The sequence below is a fragment of the Cognatundibacterium crateris genome, from assembly GCF_010078235.1.
GTDB classification, from domain to species: Bacteria; Pseudomonadota; Gammaproteobacteria; order Burkholderiales; family Burkholderiaceae_D; genus Undibacterium; species Undibacterium crateris.
The window spans coordinates 130220-149479 of sequence record NZ_JAABOS010000009.1 but is presented as its reverse complement, the minus strand read 5'-3'; the positions used below and the strand labels follow the sequence as shown (position 1 = coordinate 149479).

The window sequence follows — 19260 nt, the reverse complement described above, 5'->3', positions numbered from 1 at the left end:
TAGCTGTACCCTCCAGACGCTGCATCAAGGCCGGAAAGTCGACGATAAGCATGCAAATTCATCAAGAATTAAATCTGGTTTTACCCAAGCTTGCTCACCAGAGTGAGCTGCTGATTGCCATGTTTGATCAGCACGATATTCTGCGTTATGCCAATCCGTCTTTTCAGACGGCTTTTGATGTCCGTACCGATGGCAGTATGAGCTGGTCAGCGATGGTGTTTGAAAACTATGCTATACGGCGCGGTGTTGCGATCAAAACCGATAATATTGAACAGTGGATTTCGGCTGCTTACTCGCGTCGTGGCAAATTACCCTTCCGCGCTTTTGAATCTGACCTGACGGATGGGCGCTGGATCTGGATGACGGAAACCGTGCAGGAAAATGGCTGGATGATGTGCATCGCCAGCGATATTACGCATTTGCGTCAGGATGGGCGCGAATTGCGTCAGGCCAGGGATCAGGCCTTACGTGCAGCCCATACCGATATGCTGACCAGCATCAGTAACCGGCGTCATATTTCGCAAATCATACAGCAGGCGATCCAGGATAAATATCAAAAAAATCTGACGCTGCACGTTGCCTTGTTCGATCTGGATTTTTTTAAAAACGTGAATGACAGCTTTGGTCATGCCGCGGGTGACCTGGTGCTGATCAGTTTCGCCAGACGGCTGCAGGCCTGTACCCGGCGTGACGATGGTTGCGGCAGACTGGGCGGGGAGGAATTCATACTCTGCCTGCCGCAACTGAAGACAGCACAGGCGGTGCAGGTGGTGGAGCGACTGCTGGAAGATGTGCGGCATGATATGGCGCTGCCCGATATGCCGGATTTTCGCTATACCACCTCAGCCGGCTTGGTGCAGCTCAGAGCCGGTGAGACGCTGGAGCAAGTGATAGACCGGGCTGATCAGGCCTTGTATCAGGCCAAGGAAAATGGCCGTAATCGCCTGGTCTGGCTGGATTGAGCATACATTAGCGTATGCTTGTCTTTAGCAAAAGAGCCGCTCAAGTCAGCGGCTCTTTGCTTGTGTGTGCAGCTGTGGGTGCAGCTGTGGCTGTACTTATTTGAAGGTATAGGTCGCCATCATCGTCACTGAACGGCCACGCGGATCAGCCACCCTGGGCTCCCATGAGCTGCCAGCGCCCGAATTGCTGTCGTAATTGATCGCAAACGGGGGATCAGTATTGAAGAGGTTTTTAATGCCAGCAGTCAGGCTCAGATTTTTAAATCCGCTATACGTCAGGTTCAGATTGAAGATGGAATAACTCTTCACATCCGGGTTGTAATTCGCCGGTGTGATGAGGCCATTGGCAACGCCGGGTAAGACCTGATCCTTATAGCCTGAGCGGAAAATCTGGGTCAGGGTGCTGCTCCAGTTCCCCTCGCTATAGCTGAAGTAAGCACTGTGTTTCCAGCGCAAACCCAGATCGCCGGTATAGGTATAGCGTCCAACCTCGCTGCTGCCATAAGGCGCATTGTTATTCGGGCGGGATTTTTTCTCCAGCAGGTAGCTACCATCGATTCCGGCAGTCCATTTGCCATTCCATAGTTTGCCATTCGCGCTGGCACCGGCTTCGATACCGCGGGTCAGACTGGCACCGGCATGCACCCAGCGCTGGTCGATCTGCACAATATTGCCGCCTGCATCTCGGATAAACTGGGCTTTGAACAGACTGTAGTTTTGCAGCAAGGTGTTCAGATCGACTGCCATGATGCTGTTTTCTTTGCGAATTTCCCACAGATCCAGATTCATGCTGAATTGCGATAGCGGTGCCCAGACTACGCCCAGACTGGCTTGCTTAGCGGTTTCCGGCCCCAGACTGGCTTTGCCGCCGCTCAGTATATTCGGCGTGATCACCGCACAGCCAGGTTTGTTACTGTCCGCTTTCAAACCCGCGCAGGTAGCGGGATCGACCAGATCTTTGCCGGAGTAAGGCGACTCGGTCACGCCATTGAATAACTGGTTAAACGAGGGCGCACGGAAACCGCTGTTATATGAAGCACGTAACAAGACCTGTTCGACCGGTGTATAGCGTAAGGCCAGTTTAGGATTAAAAGTATTGCCAAAGCCACTGTAGTGATCCTGCCGTCCGGCGACGGTCAGTTCCAGCGATTTGAACACAGGAATCAGAAATTCTGCATACAGGGCGCGGATATCGCGGCTGACAGTGGGCAGGGCATTGGTATCATCGAAAGGGGCATTCAGAATAGCCGGACGCGTGTTGGCAGCGCGCGCATCGCCATTGAATGAATACTGTTCACGCCGCAGATCCGTGCCAAAAGCCGCCATCAGCGGACCTGCGGGCAGCTTCCAAAGCGCACCGGAGACTGCCGCATCGGCTTGCGTCAGCGTGGTCTTACCGCCATATAGCACCACGCCTTTGGCGGACGTGCTGTTGATCAGATCCAATGCGGCCTGGCTTTGCTTTTGTCCTGGTAGCAGGAAGGGATTGATGAGGCCGCTGCCGAGTGCACTGGCAAGCGCGTTGGTGTAGTTATAGCCATTGCCCAGTGTGGACTGTGACTCGCTGTAGGCGCGCGACAGACCGACCCGGTAATCCCATTGTCCGATCTGACCATCGGCGCCTAGCTGCAGACGTGCCGCATCCGTGCTGGTGTTGATTTCGCGGTTGCCGCATTCCATACAGCGCCAGCGATATGCGATAGGCAGTCCGTAATTACTGCGGATAGATGGGATCTGCGCCGCGATGGCATTGAATACCATATCGTAAGCGGCACCGGTTTTTGGGTAAAACGAACTGGCTGGAAAACTGCTGCCGGGTGAAATCTGATTCGATGAAAAACTCTTGGCGACTTCAACGCGCGAACCCAGCAACTCAGCAAATACCTGATGTCCGCCACCGATATTCAGCGTCGCACGCGATACAAAATTATTGTTTTTGACTGATTGCTGCAAGACCGCAGCCCGTCCTGTGTCCCAGGCGCAGGCATAGCGCGAAGCAGCCTGATCCCATAAGCGGTAGTCATAGGCAGACATACCATCTACGCTGTTGCAACCAGCCGCACCTGGCAAATTCAGGATATTGATGGCATTCGCACTCTGATTGCTGCCCGGCCACAGCGGTCCAGTATTACTCTTATTGCTCAGTATGGTATTACCCAGCGAAGTCGCGAACACGGTCGCAAATGGCGTGCCACGTGTGTCCACCGATAAGCCGCGACCAGGCTGGAAGGTATTCACAAAATCGCGCTGATCGCCGCGCAGTGCCTGATTTTCGCTGTGGCTGGCGGTCAGCAATACATTGTAATTGTCGCTGTCCAGATCACCGAAGCCTGCGAGTAAGGAGACCCGGTTAATATCGCCGCCCGGGCTTTGCGTCAGGTCAGCGAAAGTCTGGGCCTGTATGCCTTGAAAATTTTTGCGCAGGATGAAGTTAATCACGCCACCAATCGCATCCGTGCCATAAATCGCCGATGCGCCATCCTTGAGGATTTCCACGCGCTCGACTGCGGCCATCGGTATGGAATTCAGATCGACTGCGGCACCCTTCATGCCATGGGTGGCGATGCGGCGGCCATTCAACAATACCAGCGTGCTGTCAGCACCCTGACCGCGCAGATTGGCGGAGCTGGCGCCGTTATTGCCGCGTTGCGCACCGGTAGTCACATCGGCATTGCTGGCCAGATTATCAGAGCCATTGCCATTCACATTCAGCGTGGCGATCAATTGTTCGGCGGTCACGATACCGGCGGCTTCCAATTGTTTGCGGGTGATAATTTCCAGTGGCAAAGCGCCTTCTGCTGAGGTGCGTTTGATGCTGCTGCCGGTAATCTCAACTTTTTGCATCACTTCTTTTGTTTGCTGCTGCGCCTGGGCGGGCAGCACAAAGCCCGTGATCGAGCCAGTGATCATGCCAGCTGTGGCGAGGCAGTGTGCCAGTCTTGTTAACTTCACGAATTTCTCCTAACTCGGTTTTTTATCCAGGTCGGTACGCATAGGCCAGCAAAGGCCAGCGCAGATGTCACGCGCAGTCGCTGCAGGCGAGGCGGACCGGTGCTGACAAATGAAAATGTTGCTGAAGCAGGCAGCGCTTAAACGTCAGCGGCTGAGCAGGTGTGCAGGGTGTTTTTTCAGATGTGCTGCTACGCGTGCGGGCAGATTGCTGTAGCAAACTGCAGGCAGCTACTGAGTAGTGGGCTGCCCGGGGTTCGCGTTTCTTGCTCAATTTGCCAGCTTGACTATTTTTACACAGTTACCGTTGGTCGTGACAAAAAAAACAGAGCCGCTGATCTGCATCAGCGGCTCTGGACCTTGAGACTGTTGTTTATATTGTCTGCGCTGCCTGCACTACCCGTGCTGGTTAAGGCGCAGAGAGACTGAATTTTGCTGGCAGGCTTTCCTGTCCTGAACGGCTGACGGCCATTACCACCACTTGTTTTATTGCGGCTTGCGGTGCATCTTTACGCACGTCTATCGTGAGCTTGCTGGCGGGCTGTACGCTGAATTGCCATTGCTGCTCAGTCTGCTTCCAGATCGCCAGCCAGCGCGTGTTTTCCGGATCTGCCAGTTGTACCCGTAACAGTTTTTGCTCTTCATTCCATTGCAGCTGCGGCGGCGCGATATTGGTATTTTCCAGCCAGGGCGTAGCCGGTACTAAGGCGACCGATGTATATTTTTCCTGCGCCAGACGTTTGCGTATTTCTTTACGGTTCTGACTCAGGCTGACCATGCTGAAATGGATATGGCCGCTGCCGTTTTTTTCACGCAGCGCATCGACCTGATTCAGGATTTCATCGGCTTGCCAGGATTTCTCTGTATGGTCGATTTTACTGGTGAACAGGCCGGGCCAGATATGACGTTGCTGCAGATTCTGTGTGTTCCAGTAATCATGCAAGACCTTGAAGGCTTGCGGTGCCTGCTGTATCGGCCAGTACAATTGCGGCGCCAGATAATCGAGCCAGCCACGCGCCAGCCACAGTTCTACATCGGCATACAGCTTGTCATACTGACTGAAACCGGTAATGCCCGGTGGCAGCCGGTCCGGGCGGCCTATCCCGAACGGGCTGATGCCGAATTTGACCCAGGTTTTTTCCTGATGCACTTGCTGATGAATGGCGGCCACCAGGCGGTTCACGTTGTCGCGCCGCCAGTCAGCCCGATTCAGGTTGCCGCCCGATTGCAGATAGCGGTTCCAGGCCGGTTCATCCGGAAAATCCACTTCAGTTCCGGCACTGTTCTTGATCGGATATGGATAAAAATAATCGTCGATATGGATGCCATCGACATCGTAACGGCGCACCACATCGTTAATCACATTCAAGGTGTGCTGCATCGCCTGCGGCTCACCCGGGTCCATCCAGCTCATATCACCATATTGTCTGACGACGGCAGGCATGGTTTTGCTGACATGGCTGCGTGCCTGCCCGGCTTTTGCCTGCGTGGTTCGGGCACGATAGGGATTGAACCAGGCATGCAATTCCAGACCACGTTCATGCGCCTGCTCTATCCAGAATTGCAGCGGATCGTAATACGGTTGCGGAGGGCGCCCTTGCTCACCCGTGAGAAATTCTGACCAGGGTTCCAGCGCCGACGGATAAATCGCATCAGCCGATGGACGCACCTGCAGCACGATCGCATTCAGCCGCATTTGTACTGCCTGATCCAGGATAGCGATGGCTTCTGCTTTTTGTTTATCGCTGCTGAGTTCGCGCCGGCTTGGCCAGTCTATATTGGCGACGGTCGAGACCCAGACCGCACGGAATTCGCGTGGCGTCGCCGGAATATCTTTACTCAGCGGGTGTTGTGCCGGTGGAGCATTCACGATGACAGGTAACTTCGCTGTGCCGGACGCGGGCGCGATGCTGCCGGGTTTCGGCCCCGCACAGGCGGCCAGTAAGGCGGTCATTAAGGCGGCGCGCAGCAGTCCACAAAGCAGCCCTCTGGGCTTGGCTTGGTGATGGTTGACAGATAAATCAGAGTAGCCGTTAAACAAAAACATGGGCACAGACAGGGGATGCAAAAAGAGCACAGATGCTACTGCATTCACCGCATGCCTGCCAGTGTTTCTTTTCCCCTTAATCAGCACGCTTGCGACTTTCAATAGGCATGCCAGCGCAAAACTCTTGGGCGATGTATTGGAATTTTTGCTATCATTCGCGCCCCATGTTGTCAGTCGTGCTCAAATTTGAGGATTTGGGTGCTGAAGGTCAGGATGGCAGTTGATCAATTTGGAGAATAGAAATGTTGAAGCGTCAAATGGTTGCTGCAGCAGTTGCGGCAACGGGTATGTTGTTCAGTGCTGGTGCATTTGCACAAGCTTATGTAGGCGGTACAGTGGGTCGTTCCGTCGTTAACACCACCGATTGCTCTGCCAGCCAGGGTTGCAAAGGTGAAGCGAACATGGCCAAGCTGTTGGCTGGTTACAATTTCAATGAGAACTTCGGTCTGGAAGCATCTTACGCAGATCTGGGTAAAGTCAGTGCAGGTATTGTGACTGCCAAAGGTACAGCGATAGACCTGGCTGCAATCGCACGCGCAGAAGTGACAAACGGTGTTGGCGTTTTCATTAAAGGTGGCTTCTCCCGTACGAAGACCGATGGCATCATCGGTGACAAAGCGACTGAAGCTGTTTATGGTCTCGGTGCGACTTATAGTCTGACCAAGCAAGTTGCTTTGCGCGCTGAATGGGAAACCCGTAAAGTGCAATACAAGCTGACCCAGAACGGTTGGCAGGAAACTCAACGGAATCTGTCCGTTGGTGTGCAATACACATTCTGATCAAACGCGCAGCTCTGTGCTGCGCTTTTTGTAGCAGACTAAGGCATAGCGCAATCAGGGCTATGCCTTTTTTTTGCCACGTAGATTAGGGCCTGTTAACCTTTAAATTACGCATCTCGCAATTTAAAGGTTAACAGGCCCTAGTCACCAAAGCTGAGATCAATGACAAAATTCGCGTGAAAAAATGAAAATCAGCCCCAGTGAGCTTAGTGCTACGCAACTGGTTGTGATGAAGCTGACGTAATTGGTGGTCAAGCCACGTTTGCGGCCCTCAGCGAAGATGATCAGTTCGCCGAACAGCAGTATGCAGCTCACGCCGGTGACGAAGGCTGTCAGTAACATGGTCAGCGCTTCTTTATCGTTCAGGCGACGGCAGTTCTGGGTGTACAGATGGGCTAATTTGAAGGTGTGGTCATAACCCATCAGATCGAACAGGATAGCAACGATCAGTGCAGAAATGCTCAGCATGGGGATGAACCAGGTCAGGAAATATTTGTCCCTGATAGCGTCATACAACGTATGCATCCACTCCTGCATCGCGTCCTGTATTAGTTTCATCCCCTACTCCCGATTCTGGCTACGCGCTGACTTGAGCTAGTCCTCAGACGGGCTAACTCACTTTACCTGACTACATCAAACCTGCCTGTATGGCTAACAGCAGAAGGTGCTTGATTGTCATCTTTCTTCATGGAAATAGAAAGGGAAAACAGCACGGCGTTATGACTTCAGCTCTCATTATTGTAAATTAGCAACACGTTAATTATCTGCCTGAATCGCACATTGCTCACTGCGCTGACAGGCCAGCTTCGCGTAAAGCTTTATCCCATGCGGGTTCCGGCTGATATTGCGCCAGCAGGTAATCGATCAGTGCGCGCACTTTGGGTGAGACGTAGCGGGTGGCCGGATACAAGGCGGTGAAATGATTGAGCGGCAACTGCCAGTCGGCCAACACTGGCAGCAGCCGTCCTTCACACAGATCACGCCAGGCCAGAAAGCTGGTGTTATAGGCGATGCCCACCCCGAGTAGCGCAGCCTGGTGCAACACCTTGCCATTATTGGAACTGAAAGCGGGCTGGATTTCTACACTGAGCCTTTCTTCGCCGCGTTGAAATTCCCATTGCACACCCTGGGTCAGATGCTGAAAATGCAGGCAGCGGTGTGCGCTCAGCTCGGCCGGATGTTGTGGACTGCCATGTTGTTCCAGATAAGCCGGGCTGGCGCACAGAACGCCACGGCAAGGTGCAATCGACCGCATATGCAAACCATGGCTGTCCGGAATACCGCCGACCCGTATGCTCAGGTCAAAACCATAGCGCACCGGGTCGAGCAACTGATCATCCAGATGCAGACTCGGTTGTAATTGTGGATGCTGCAAGGCGAAGCGCGCCAGCGCATCGGCCAGCCATTCTGTCCCAAAACTGCTAGGCGCCTGTATGCGCAGACTGCCTTGCAGGATGTTACTGTCATTGCCAATGGCGGCGCGCGCCTGTCGCGCATGCTCAACGCTGGCGCTGCAAGGAGCCAGAAACGCCTGGCCGCTATCGGTCAGGCTGACCTCACGCGTAGAACGGTGCAATAACCTGGCCCCCAGATTTTGTTCCAGTTGCTGGATATGTTTGCTGACCAGCGCACGGCTTAAGCCTAGCTGACGTCCTGCCGCGCTGAAGCTGCGCAGACGCGCTACTTCGACAAAAATTTCCATTGCTCTTAATTGATCCATGCATGCTCCTAAACGACAGGCGGTGGTCCGTGCAAGCATTGTCAATAAATTTGCGACAATGTGTCAATGATTGTCTGTATTGTGGCAAAGGTTCAGAGTTGACTACACTTGTGCTACATCAACACCTTGCGCCAGACACGGTCGCAGCGCTATCTAGCTTAATTTTTCAGGAGTGACTATGTTAAATGCAGAGCAAATCGCCCAATTCCATCAGGATGGTTATGTGGTCGTACCCGATTTTAAAACCGCAACTGAAATCGCCGCGCTGCGTGAGCGCGCCGGCGCCATCGTCGATGCGTTTGATCCGGCTGAATCGGTCTCGATTTTCACTACCAAGGAACAGGAAAGGAAAATCGATCATTATTTTCTGAATTCCGCGAATAACATCAGCTGCTTTTTTGAAGAAGAAGCGTTTGACAGCGAAGGTCAGTTGCGTCAGGCCAAGGCCTTGTCTATCAATAAAATAGGCCATGCGATGCATGATCTGGACCCGGTATTCAGTGCATTCTCACGCGGTCAGGCGCTGGCGACAGTGGCGCAACAACTGGGTTTGCAACAGCCGCAAATCTGGCAATCCATGTATATTTTCAAGCAGCCTGGCATCGGTGGTGAAGTGCGCTGGCATCAGGATGCGACTTACTTCGACACTGATCCGGTCAGCGTCACCACCTTCTGGTTTGCATTAGAAGACGCAACACTGGAGAATGGCTGCCTGTGGGCTGAGCCGGGCGGTCATCGCAGCCCTATGCGCGAACGCTTCGTACGGGAAGGGGATCAGGTCAGGGTAGAAAAATTATCCGACCTGCCATGGCCGGACGACAGCACTGCAGTACCGCTGGAAGTGAAGGCCGGCAGTCTGGTGTGCTTCCACGGCTTGCTGCCGCATTACAGCGCACCTAACCGTTCGCCGGTATCGCGTCACGCTTATACCCTGCATGTGACGGATGGGAAGACGCAGTATTCTGCGGGTAACTGGATACAACGCGGTCCTGATTTTCCGGTACGCGGATTTGTGTAAAACCCTATCAGGCGCGTGAACTTACAAGCGAAAGTAAGCATGAAATTACAAATTTTTGCCCCGCACTGGGGCAATGCGCATATCGCGCGCGACAGCTGGATCGCCAGCGTGAAGGCAGCCGGTTTTGATGGCATAGAAATGTCGCTGCCGCTGGAGCAGAAAGAGCGTGAAGCCTGGACCCGGGCCATAGAAGATGCGGGCTTATTACTGATCGCCCAGCAGTGGGAGACCGTGTTTCACAGTGACTTCAATGCACATAAACAGGCCTTGCGCGAATTGCTGCAAAACGCGTGCGCGGCCAATCCCGTGCTGGTCAATACCCATACTGGCAAGGATTTTTACAGCTTTGCGCAAAACAGTGAATTGCTGGATCTGGCCGACAGCATCAGTCAGGAAACCGGCGTGCCCATCGTGCATGAAATTCATCGCAGCCGCTTCAGCGGTCATCCGATGTTACTCATGCCTTATCTGCAGCAGCGTCCACAACTGCAACTCAATGCAGATTTATCGCATTGGTGTGTCGCCTGCGAATCGCTGCTGGAAGATCAGGCTGACATGCTGGCGCAGGTTTTTCCTCAGGTACGCCATATCCACGCGCGGGTAGGTCATCAGCAGGGCCCGCAAGTGAATGACTTCCGTGCACCGGAACATGCCGCCGCGCTGGAACAGCATTTAGGGTGGTGGGATCAGATCTTGCTGCAGCGCCAGGCACGTGGCGAGCCTTATCTGACGATCACACCCGAGTTTGGGCCGACTCCCTACACACAAACCCTGCCTTACACCAATCAGGTGGTCAGCGATGCCTGGGAGTTGAATGTGGCGATGATGCAGCTATTGCGTACTCGTTATCAGGACTAAAATCAGGCAGTAGCGGGCAAGCAGGCAAGCGCCTGAGGCTGAATACAGACGAATGGCGCGTTGTCTGTGTTTCAGCCCAGCGCGCTTTTTTAGGTCTTATAATGGGCTCACTTCATCCACGCTGAGCTCAACTTGATGCAAATCCGAATCGCCATCACTGCAGATCTCCCAGCCATACAAACTCTGTTCAGTCAGGCACTGCGCGATGCAGACTGGTTACCCAGCGCTGCAAGGCAAGCAGATGATTTTGCTGCTGTCTCTGTCGGAGAGCGCATACTGATCTCGGAACTGGAACCCGGTGTCCCGGCTGGTTTTCTTTCGTATCAGCCTGAGCATGCTTTTATCCACCATTTGTATGTCGCGCAGCATGCGCAAGGACGTGGTGTCGGCCGCAGTCTGCTGCACGCTTTGCATGCGCACTTAGCCTGTCCCTGGCATTTGAAATGCGTCGTCAATAATCACGCCGCATATGCCTTTTATCTGCGCATGGGCTGGACAGTGGTGCAGCGTGCGGCATCTGAGCATGGCGATTACTATTTGCTGAAGCTGGCGGCGCCTGATGTACCTGGTATACCTGAGGTGCCGGTTGGCGCAATTCAGCAAGATTCATCAAACCCGGTATGAGCACAAGGCTTAAGCTGCAGTCTGTCAGGAGGAAACAGGAATGCAGATGAATACTGAGAGTAACCCTCATACAGAGCAAGCCAGAAGGGCGCATTATTGGCAGCGTTTTGAAAAAATCGCCGCCTATATTGATGCCTGTCCGGATGGAGATTTGTCGCTGGACAGTCTCAGTGCACTGGCAGCGATGTCGCGTTTTCATTTTCACCGTCAGTTCGCCAGCGCATTCGGACTCAGTTTGCATCAGTATGTGCTGCAGTCGCGTTTGCGCCGGGCCGGCTCTCAACTCGCATTCCGCACTTCCTTGTCAGTCACCCGCATCGCGCTCGATCATGGTTTTGAATCACTCGCTGCTTTTTCCAGAGCATTCAGACAAATGAGCGGGCAATCGCCCACCGCGTTTCGCGCCGCACCCGACTGGCCGACCTGGCATCAGGCTTGTTCTTTGATTCCCGCTAACCGGAGTGTTGCTATGACTTTTGCGCATCAAGATGTACGTATTATCGACTTCCCAGCGACTGCGCTGGCCTGTATGGAACACCGTGGTGATCCTGCGCTGATCGGTGACAGCTTACAGAAATTTATCGCCTGGCGTCGTCAGGAAAAACTGCCACCAAGCCGCTACCGCACCTTCAATATTTTGTATGGGCACCCGGATCATGTGCCAGCAGCCGAGTTCCGGCTGGATGTTGGTGTCGCAGTCGATCAGCCGGAATCGTATGCGGCAGCTGGCATCATCGCGAAAACCATTCCAGCCGGGCGCTGCGCCGTGCTGCGTCATACCGGGCCGGACAGTCAGCTGGAACACAGCATAGGCTATCTGTTTGATACCTGGCTCCCCGCCAGCGGCGAGGAGTTGCGCGACTTCCCGGTTTTTCTTCAACGGCTACGTTTTTACCCCGATGTGTCTGAGCAGCAGGCAGAATTGGATATTTTTCTGCCGCTGAAGTAAATCTGACCTGTAGTGCTTCGCACGCTGACAACTTTGACCATCGTGCGTTGAACTTTCAGCTTTGAGGCCGAGGCCAGTGTGGCTTGCTAAGCGCAAATAAATCGACAATTAATGCAACAACGTTGCAAATTCATGCAGCTTGATTTATGATGCCATCACTTGCAACACTGTTGCAGGTGATGGCAGGTATTCCTTGGTTGTAAATCGAAGAGTTCCTGTCTTTTTTCTCCCTTTTAAATGCAACTTTGTTGCATTTTTTTTTGAGCTTTTCCATTATCTGGAAACGGCAGGACTGTCGCGTGCATTGTAAGTGTTGCAGCAGCGCTTAGCTGGCCTGGGCTAGGCCGCGAAGATGATGCCCTTCATTCCAGTCTGCAGCATTGGACGGTGTATGGATATGCTCGCCCGTTTTTTATCAGGAATTTCATGACATATTCATCGCATCGATTGTTTGGATTTGCTTCCCGGCGCTGGTTGATTTTGGCTGCGCCTCCTTTACTGGTTTGGAATACTGCTGCGTATGCTGTTGAGGCGGCCTCCGCAGATGCAGGGACGCAAGCTGTGCAGATACAGGGTAGAAAAGACGGCTATCGTAGCCTGTCCGCTACCGGCGCTACCAAGACAGATGCTGACATCGCTGATCTGCCCCAGAGTGTCAGAGTTTTACCACGCCAGTTAATGCAAGATGCGGGTGTGACGCAATTGCAGGGGGCGCTGGATTTAAGCAGCGGTTTTGCCCGCCAGAGCAATCTGGGTGGCTTGTGGGATAGCTATGCCGTGCGCGGATTTACCGGTGATCCCAATTTTGGTTCCGATTATATGGTCAATGGCTTTAACGCCAGCCGTGGCTATAGCGGTGTGCGGGATGTGGCGAATACGCAGACGGTAGAAATTCTGAAAGGACCAGCATCTGCCTTGTATGGACGCGGCGAACCGGGCGGCAGTGTGAATATCATGACTAAGAAGCCCTTATTTCAGCCTTTGCAAAGCATAGAGCTGGGTGTGATGAGTCATGAAGGCTGGCGCGTGGCAACGGATCTGAGTGGGCCACTAAGTGCCCAGCTGGCATATCGCCTGAACGCAGTACGTGAACATACAGGTAGCGCGCGCGATTTCATGCATGCAGAGCGCCAACTGATCTCGCCTTCGTTCTTGTGGACTCCGGGTGAGCAGACCAGCATATCCTATGAAATGGAAGCGAATGAGCAAAGAACACCGTTTGATCGCGGTGTCCTCGCAGTTCAGGGACGTTTGGGACTGGTCTCACCCCAGCGCTTTTTGGGTGAGCCAGCCGATGGTGACATGCGGGTGCGCTCAAACGGACACCAGTTGTTCGTCCATCACAGACTGAATGAACAGTGGTCCTTGCAGGGCGGGCTATCCTATCGTGACAGCAGTCTGAACGGCTACTCCAGCGAAGCAAATAATTTGCTGGCAGATGGACAAAGCCTGCGTCGCCAGCGTCGTTACCGCGATTTTTCTGCGACAGATCGTTCCGGCCGGATTGAATTGCTGGGACAAGTGTTTACCGGTTCATTGCAGCATCAGCTGTTATTCGGACTGGACATGTATCGCTTCGATGATAGCCGTATTCAACTGCGCCGTAATCCTTCAGCCAGTAATCCTTACCTGATCAATATCGTGCAGCCGGTATATGGTGCCCAGGCTGATGCGCTTGCCCTGTCTATCAATACGCAGGAGCAGCAACAGGCGCAAGCACTGTATCTGCAGGATCAGATCAGTTTTACGCCGCAATGGAAATTGCTGGCCGGTGTGCGTCTGGATCAGTATGATCAGCGCGTGATGAATGTGCGCAATGCAGCACTGAATCAACAATCCTTGTCAGCCACTAGCCCACGCGTAGGCATGCTGTATCAGCTGATGCCTGAGCTGGCGCTGTACATCAACAGTGCACGCGGCTTTCGGCCTAACAGCGGTGTGAGTATCGATAACCTCGCATTTCCTGCTGAACGCAGCACATCGCATGAACTCGGTTTGAAAGCTGAAAGCCACAACAAAAAAGTACAGGCTACACTGGCGCTGTATGACATCCATAAATCCAATGTACTGACCACCAATCCGCTCAATACCGACTTTTCAGTCGCTGCCGGCGAGGTGGGCAGCCGTGGGCTGGAGCTGGATGTGTCGGGTGAAATCGCAGAACGCTTACAGCTTTCGTTTGCCTATGCGTATACAGATGCCAGGGTGACCCGTGGTGATAAGCTGATACAGACCGGAAGCCGCTTGCCGAATGTAGCGAAACACAGCGCCTCGCTGTTTTTGAAGCAGGGCTGGAACTGGGCAGGCTACCGTTTTTCTGTCGGCGCAGGTGCACAATATGTAGGCGCGCGCGCCGGTGATGTCGCGGTCAGCAGTGACTTTAGCTTACCGGCTTACACCAGCCTCAAGCTGATGTCCACGGTGGATCTGGATCAGCGTACCCAGCTCAGCCTGCAGATTGATAACCTGACTGACCGCAGCTACTACACCAGTTCCTACAGCCAGCTCTGGGTGACGCCTGGCAATCCGCGCCAGATCAGCGCCTATTTGCGTCACCGGTTCTGAGCCGGAAACAGAGAGCGTTATTGATGACTACTATGATTCAGCCACGTCAGGCAGACCAGCACGGTTCCGCCAGCCGCCTGATGTCTATCGATATTCTGCGTGGTCTGGTCATGCTACTGATGCTACTTGACCACGTAAGAGAAACTTTTTTCCTGCACCAGCAAGTGAGCGATCCCATGCAGCTGGAACAGACTGGCAGCGCCTTGTTCTGGTCACGCTTCGCTGCACATTTCTGCGCGCCTGTCTTTATTTTTCTGACCGGTCTGTCGGCCTGGCTGTACCAGCAAAAAAACCAGGATCCGTATGCCTTGCGGACGTTTTTATTCCGGCGCGGCGCATTCCTGCTGGTGCTGGAACTGAGCCTGGTCAGCTTTGCCTGGAGCGGACAGTTTCCGCCTGCGACATGGTACTTGCAGGTGATTTGGGTAATCGGTCTTTGCATGATACTGCTTGGCGTCTTGTATCGGCTGCCACTGATGGTTCTGGCTTTGATCGCCGTATTGTCGATTGCAGGACAACATTGGCTTTCTCACCTGATCAGGCTGAGCGGGAGCGAATGGCAGTATGTGTGGACGGTATTGCTGCAACGTGGCTATCTGCCTGATGTGGCGGGCATGCATATCCGCGTCAGCTACCCGCTGTTACCGTGGATAGGCGTCATTTTGCTCGGCTATTTGTGTGGCCCCTGGTTTGCGCCTGCAGTATCCGCCGCGAAGCGCGCCCGTCTGCTGCGACTGGCTGGCTTTGCAGCTGTGCTGAGTTTTGTGCTGCTACGCAGCTGGAGCGGATATGGCGATGTCTGGCCACGTCAGGCAGACGTGCCGGCTTGGCACGCACTGATGGCGTTTTTTAATTTGACTAAATATCCGCCCTCGCTGAATTTTGTCTTGTTGACCTTGGGTGTCGCCTGTCTGTTATTACCTGTGCTCGAACGCTATCAGCAACGCTTAAGCGGGCTGGCTGTATTTGGCGGTGTTCCCATGTTTTACTACTTACTGCATTTGTATCTGTTACTGATCCTGCAGAAGCTGGCCTTGTTGTGCTGGGGGGCGAACCACGGTGCCCGCTTTGGGGTCGACAGTGTCGGGCAGCTGTGGCTGATTACGGTATGTCTGATTCCTGTCTTGTATATCCCATGTCTGTACTTTTTACGCTTTAAACGGCAGTCGCATCGTGCTTGGGTGAAGTATCTGTGAAGCCAGTTGCTGTGTGCTTACAACTGGCTGTACTCGTCGGTGAGCTTGAGAAATCAGCGCAGCGTCGTTAAGAAAAGCTTGATCTCGTTCGCCAGCACTTCGGGCTGATCTTGCATCACAAAGTGACGCGAGTCGGGAATGGAAACCAGTTTCAGGGTTTTCAGTCCCGGCATTAAAGAGCGTATGTAGTCGGTCTTAGCTGCCTCTGTCATGTTCAGGGCCGCAAAATCCGGTGCATAGTAAGGCGAGATGATGGTGACAGGTACACTGATTTTTGGCAGATCCGGACGCATATCGGTGGCGAACAGTTCACTCATATAGGCGGCGGTTGCTGCGATATCACTGCGTGCGCTGCGTTGTGTAAAATCGGCAGTGAACTGATTGCCGGTCATGGCCATATTGCGCATGTATTGCAGCTGTCCGGCTGCATACTGTTCCGGTGTTTGCTGCGCATACTGTTGTTGTATGCGTGAGGCGAATTCCTGTCTTTGCTCTGCAGTCAAATTTTCTGAGCGCGGCATGACGGGGAGGCCATCAATCCCAAATACGCCACGGATTTTGTCAGAATGCGATTCCGCAAACCAGATGGCCAGTGCCGAACCCAGGCTGTGACCGATCAGCACCGGGCGATCAATTTTTTTCTCAGTAATTAATTGCAGCAAAGAGTCACGTGCGCGTGACAATTTTGGCCCATCCATCGCAGGCTTGCCATCAAACCCGGCCAGCGTCAGCACATACAGAACATGGTTTTTTTGCAGACGCTGCACCAGATCATCCCATACATAAGCACCGCTGGATAAGCCTGGAATCAGGATGATGGGGACACCTTGTGTACCAATTTGATCCACATACAGGCTGCCAGTCTGATAGCTGCTGACAACCGTTTTGCTGACTGCAGCGACAGCAGTTTTTTCAGTGTTGTTGTCTGCGGCCAGGGCATCGTTGAAGTAACTGAGCATCAGCGTGCAACTCAAAGCAGCGATACTTGTGAGGTGCCTGATGTGGGTGAGTAGAGTGAATGCAGATGACATGGAATTCTCCTTTGTGAGCGCTACGGTTTCTGTATGTGTCAGACGCTGTAATACAAACTTAGTCCATAAAAAAAATCTGTTCTATCGGCTTGCCGAATAGCTGAGCGATGCTGAACGCCAGCGGCAGGCTGGGATCGTAGCGCCCGGTTTCTATCGCATTGATGGTTTGCCGCGATACTTCGAGCTGATCGGCCAATGTGGCCTGGCTCCATTCGCGCGCGCTGCGCAGTTCTTTGACGATATTGCGCATCTTATTTCTCCATCCACTTACGGACACAAGTCACGATGCCTGTGCCACCCATGAAGATGCTCCAGACGACCCACATGCTGATGCGTGGATAGCCTACGCCTTCCAGAAAGCCATAGGTCACGCTGAACATGGCGGTGATGCCGCCTGCTATTGCGATGTTTTCCATCAGCCAGCCACGCAGATACGCATCCATTCTCGCCACATGACGCAGGATGGCCCAGAACATCAGCACCACCGGCAACGCCGGACTCAACGCCAGGGCCGTCTTCATTACGCTGTCCGGCATGTCTTTGATCCAGGCCGTTACGCTGAAAAGGACCAGCAGATACACGCCGATGGCGGCAAACATTTCACGGAAATACAGAGACTTCATTTCTTTTTCACGCATGGCATTCTCCTTGCTGCTGGCTGATGTCAAGTTTCATTGACATCGCAGGATTTAAAAAAAGCATGTGCCACACAGACGCATGCTGAATTGTTGTAAAGCGTACTTGACATCATCAGTGAAAAAAGAAGCAGCTGAAAACGCTGCTGATCCTTGAAACGCTAAGCCTGTAATGCACTAATGATGTAAAGCATGTTTGACATTGTAGGCTTAAATTAAACGATGTCAAGCACGCTTTACAAAAAATTCCTGAGTGTGGTTGTTACCTTTATTGCGGCCGCCCGGCAGCGACCCAGTCAATTAGCGCATCGAGCGCGGGTTTGGCTCTGGAGGCCGCATCATGATTGACGATGGCAACCACTATCCAGGTCTGGTCCAGTGTATCGCGTACATAACCAGCAACGGCCACGCTGTCCTTCAGGGTACCGGTTTTGATACGTGCACGTGAATCAGCGGCGCTGCCTTTCAGGCGGCGGCGCATAGTGCCATCCAGCGCCACGATGGGCAGGCTGCTTTGGTATTCGGCATTCCAGCTACTGCGCCAGCCGCTCTGCAGCACCTGCGCCAGCAGCTGGCTGCTGAGGCGCTCGCTGCGCGACAAACCAGAGCCGTTTTCTATCACCAGCGCATTGTCGGCGATCTTCTTTTTGTGCAGCCAGTCGCGTATTCTTTGCCTGCCTTTGTCGAGACTGCTGCCCGCTGCTGCTTGTTCCGCACCTAATGTGAGCAGCAGACTGCGTGCCATCATATTGTCGGAAAATTTATTCACCACCCGCACTGTCTCTGCCAGCGTGTCGGATTGCCGCTCGACCAGCAGTTTCGCTGAGTCTGGTGTCGTGCCATCGACGACCTGACCTTGCCAGCTGCCGCCCATTTCCTGCCATAGCTGGCGGAACAGGCGTGCGATGTATTGATTGCGATCCAGCAGATTCAGATGGTTCGTGATCTGGCAGTTTTTGGGAAAGCCTCCACTCAGGCGCAACTCCAGCACATCGCGCGGCTGTGTTGTTACTTGTGGCGGCTGCCATTCTTTTTCCCAGTCAGCACAGCTTTTTTGGTTGAAATGCAGATGTGTCTCTATGCTGACTTTATCCAGCGGTGTCAGCAGGCTGGCCTGAATTTTTTTGCTGTCTGACGTAATTTGCACAGAGCTCAGATTACTGTGTATCAGCAGCGCATCCGGGATCACGTTGTAATACGCATCGGGATGTTCATCAAATGGCGCTGCATCCAGATCGATTCTTACCGGATTAAAGTAACTGCGGTCCAGCACCAGATCACCCTGGATCTTGCGTATGCCTTGCTGGCGCAGAGTACGCAGCATGAGCGCAAACTTATCCCAGGTCAGATTGGGATCGCCACCGCCTTTCAGGTACAGATTCCCTTTCAGGACTTCGCGGGTGGTCGTGGCCTCGCTCATGAAGCGGGTTTTCCAGCGGAATTGCGGACCCAGTTCTTCCAACGCGCTCAGGGTGGTGAGCAGTTTCATGGTGGAGGCCGGATTGACTGGCTGTTCTGCCTGTTGTTGCAGCAGTGGTGTCGTGCTGTCTGCCGCAATCACGGTCAGACTCAAGGCAGACGAAGGTATTTCATTTTGCTGCAGTAATTCGCTGACTTTGGCAGGTAGTGCATTCTGGGCCAAAGCGACAGATACGGGCAGTAGCAGCACGCAGGGTAGCAGGACTAAGCGGTATAACAGCGGGTGTTTTTTTAACATAGCTTGTTTCAGGAAAACTGTGTAAGGTCTGGTATTGAAGGCCGATACGCACATCAGACCACGCTGACTGCATCTGGTCAATTGCCCGGGGCTGCGGTAGCGGGTGTCGCCGCTACGGAAAAGAACATGGTTTTTTGCTCATAAAGCCTGCTAATCGGGACATAACAGGACATAAGCCTTTGATTTCGTTATAATTTCGCCCTTTTCCCC

16 protein-coding genes are annotated in these 19260 nt (G+C 53.4%); 8 read left to right on the top strand and 8 right to left on the bottom strand.

What is annotated here, in order from left to right; genetic code table 11:
* The first annotated feature begins 50 nt into the window (after positions 1–50).
* The gene (locus EYB48_RS16140; RefSeq protein ID WP_162021402.1) at positions 51–962 is read left to right on the top strand and encodes a GGDEF domain-containing protein; all 912 of its coding nucleotides are present in this window, start codon (positions 51–53) and stop codon (positions 960–962) included.
* A gap of 96 nt (positions 963–1058) precedes the next feature.
* On the opposite strand, the gene EYB48_RS16135 is transcribed toward EYB48_RS16140, so the two are convergent.
* A complete protein-coding gene (locus EYB48_RS16135) occupies positions 1059–3914 on the bottom strand; it encodes a TonB-dependent receptor domain-containing protein (protein ID WP_162021401.1) in 2856 nt (951 codons plus the stop codon).
* 406 nt (positions 3915–4320) lie between these two features.
* Positions 4321–5865 (bottom strand): glycoside hydrolase family 10-like protein, encoded by a 1545-nt coding sequence (locus EYB48_RS16130; RefSeq protein WP_162021400.1) that lies wholly within the window; start codon positions 5863–5865, stop codon positions 4321–4323.
* 335 nt (positions 5866–6200) lie between these two features.
* Between EYB48_RS16130 and EYB48_RS16125 the strand changes: the two genes are divergently transcribed.
* Positions 6201–6737 (top strand): porin family protein, encoded by a 537-nt coding sequence (locus EYB48_RS16125; protein ID WP_162021399.1) that lies wholly within the window; start codon positions 6201–6203, stop codon positions 6735–6737.
* A gap of 159 nt (positions 6738–6896) precedes the next feature.
* Here the strand turns inward: EYB48_RS16125 and EYB48_RS16120 are convergent, their stop codons facing one another.
* Both EYB48_RS16120 and EYB48_RS16115 read right to left on the bottom strand, forming a co-directional pair.
* The gene (locus tag EYB48_RS16120) at positions 6897–7295 is read right to left on the bottom strand and encodes a hypothetical protein (protein ID WP_162021398.1); all 399 of its coding nucleotides are present in this window, start codon (positions 7293–7295) and stop codon (positions 6897–6899) included.
* A 226-nt stretch (positions 7296–7521) separates the two neighbouring features.
* Entirely contained in the window at positions 7522–8457 is a 936-nt protein-coding gene (locus tag EYB48_RS16115; protein WP_235935203.1) for a LysR family transcriptional regulator, read from the bottom strand.
* A 178-nt stretch (positions 8458–8635) separates the two neighbouring features.
* Between EYB48_RS16115 and EYB48_RS16110 the strand changes: the two genes are divergently transcribed.
* The 6 genes from EYB48_RS16110 to EYB48_RS16085 all read left to right on the top strand — a co-directional run bounded on the left by EYB48_RS16110 (position 8636) and on the right by EYB48_RS16085 (position 15667).
* Positions 8636–9475: a phytanoyl-CoA dioxygenase family protein gene (locus EYB48_RS16110; protein ID WP_162021397.1), complete on the top strand. Its 840-nt coding sequence runs from the start codon at positions 8636–8638 to the stop codon at positions 9473–9475.
* 39 nt (positions 9476–9514) lie between these two features.
* Positions 9515–10333, top strand: coding sequence for a sugar phosphate isomerase/epimerase family protein (locus EYB48_RS16105; protein WP_162021396.1), 819 nt, complete (start codon positions 9515–9517; stop codon positions 10331–10333).
* 135 nt (positions 10334–10468) lie between these two features.
* On the top strand, positions 10469–10957 hold the full coding sequence (locus EYB48_RS16100; RefSeq protein WP_235935221.1) for a GNAT family N-acetyltransferase: 489 nt from the start codon (positions 10469–10471) through the stop codon (positions 10955–10957).
* A gap of 40 nt (positions 10958–10997) precedes the next feature.
* Complete coding sequence (locus tag EYB48_RS16095; protein ID WP_202927810.1) at positions 10998–11906, top strand: AraC family transcriptional regulator; 909 nt, start codon at positions 10998–11000, stop codon at positions 11904–11906.
* Positions 11907–12332: 426 nt separating this feature from the next.
* Positions 12333–14471: a TonB-dependent siderophore receptor gene (locus tag EYB48_RS16090; RefSeq protein ID WP_162021394.1), complete on the top strand. Its 2139-nt coding sequence runs from the start codon at positions 12333–12335 to the stop codon at positions 14469–14471.
* 23 nt (positions 14472–14494) lie between these two features.
* Positions 14495–15667 (top strand): acetyltransferase domain-containing protein, encoded by a 1173-nt coding sequence (locus EYB48_RS16085; RefSeq protein ID WP_235935201.1) that lies wholly within the window; start codon positions 14495–14497, stop codon positions 15665–15667.
* A gap of 53 nt (positions 15668–15720) precedes the next feature.
* Here the strand turns inward: EYB48_RS16085 and EYB48_RS16080 are convergent, their stop codons facing one another.
* The 4 genes from EYB48_RS16080 to dacB form a co-directional block, all read right to left on the bottom strand.
* Complete coding sequence (locus EYB48_RS16080) at positions 15721–16698, bottom strand: alpha/beta fold hydrolase (protein WP_162021393.1); 978 nt, start codon at positions 16696–16698, stop codon at positions 15721–15723.
* Positions 16699–16756: 58 nt separating this feature from the next.
* Entirely contained in the window at positions 16757–16948 is a 192-nt protein-coding gene (locus tag EYB48_RS16075; protein WP_162021392.1) for a helix-turn-helix transcriptional regulator, read from the bottom strand.
* Between the two features lies 1 nt (position 16949).
* Positions 16950–17336, bottom strand: a complete 387-nt coding sequence (locus EYB48_RS16070) for a hypothetical protein (protein WP_162021391.1) — start codon at positions 17334–17336, stop codon at positions 16950–16952.
* Between the two features lie 265 nt (positions 17337–17601).
* A complete protein-coding gene (dacB, locus tag EYB48_RS16065; RefSeq protein ID WP_162021390.1) occupies positions 17602–19050 on the bottom strand; it encodes a D-alanyl-D-alanine carboxypeptidase/D-alanyl-D-alanine endopeptidase in 1449 nt (482 codons plus the stop codon).
* Between the last annotated feature and the right edge of the window lie 210 nt (positions 19051–19260).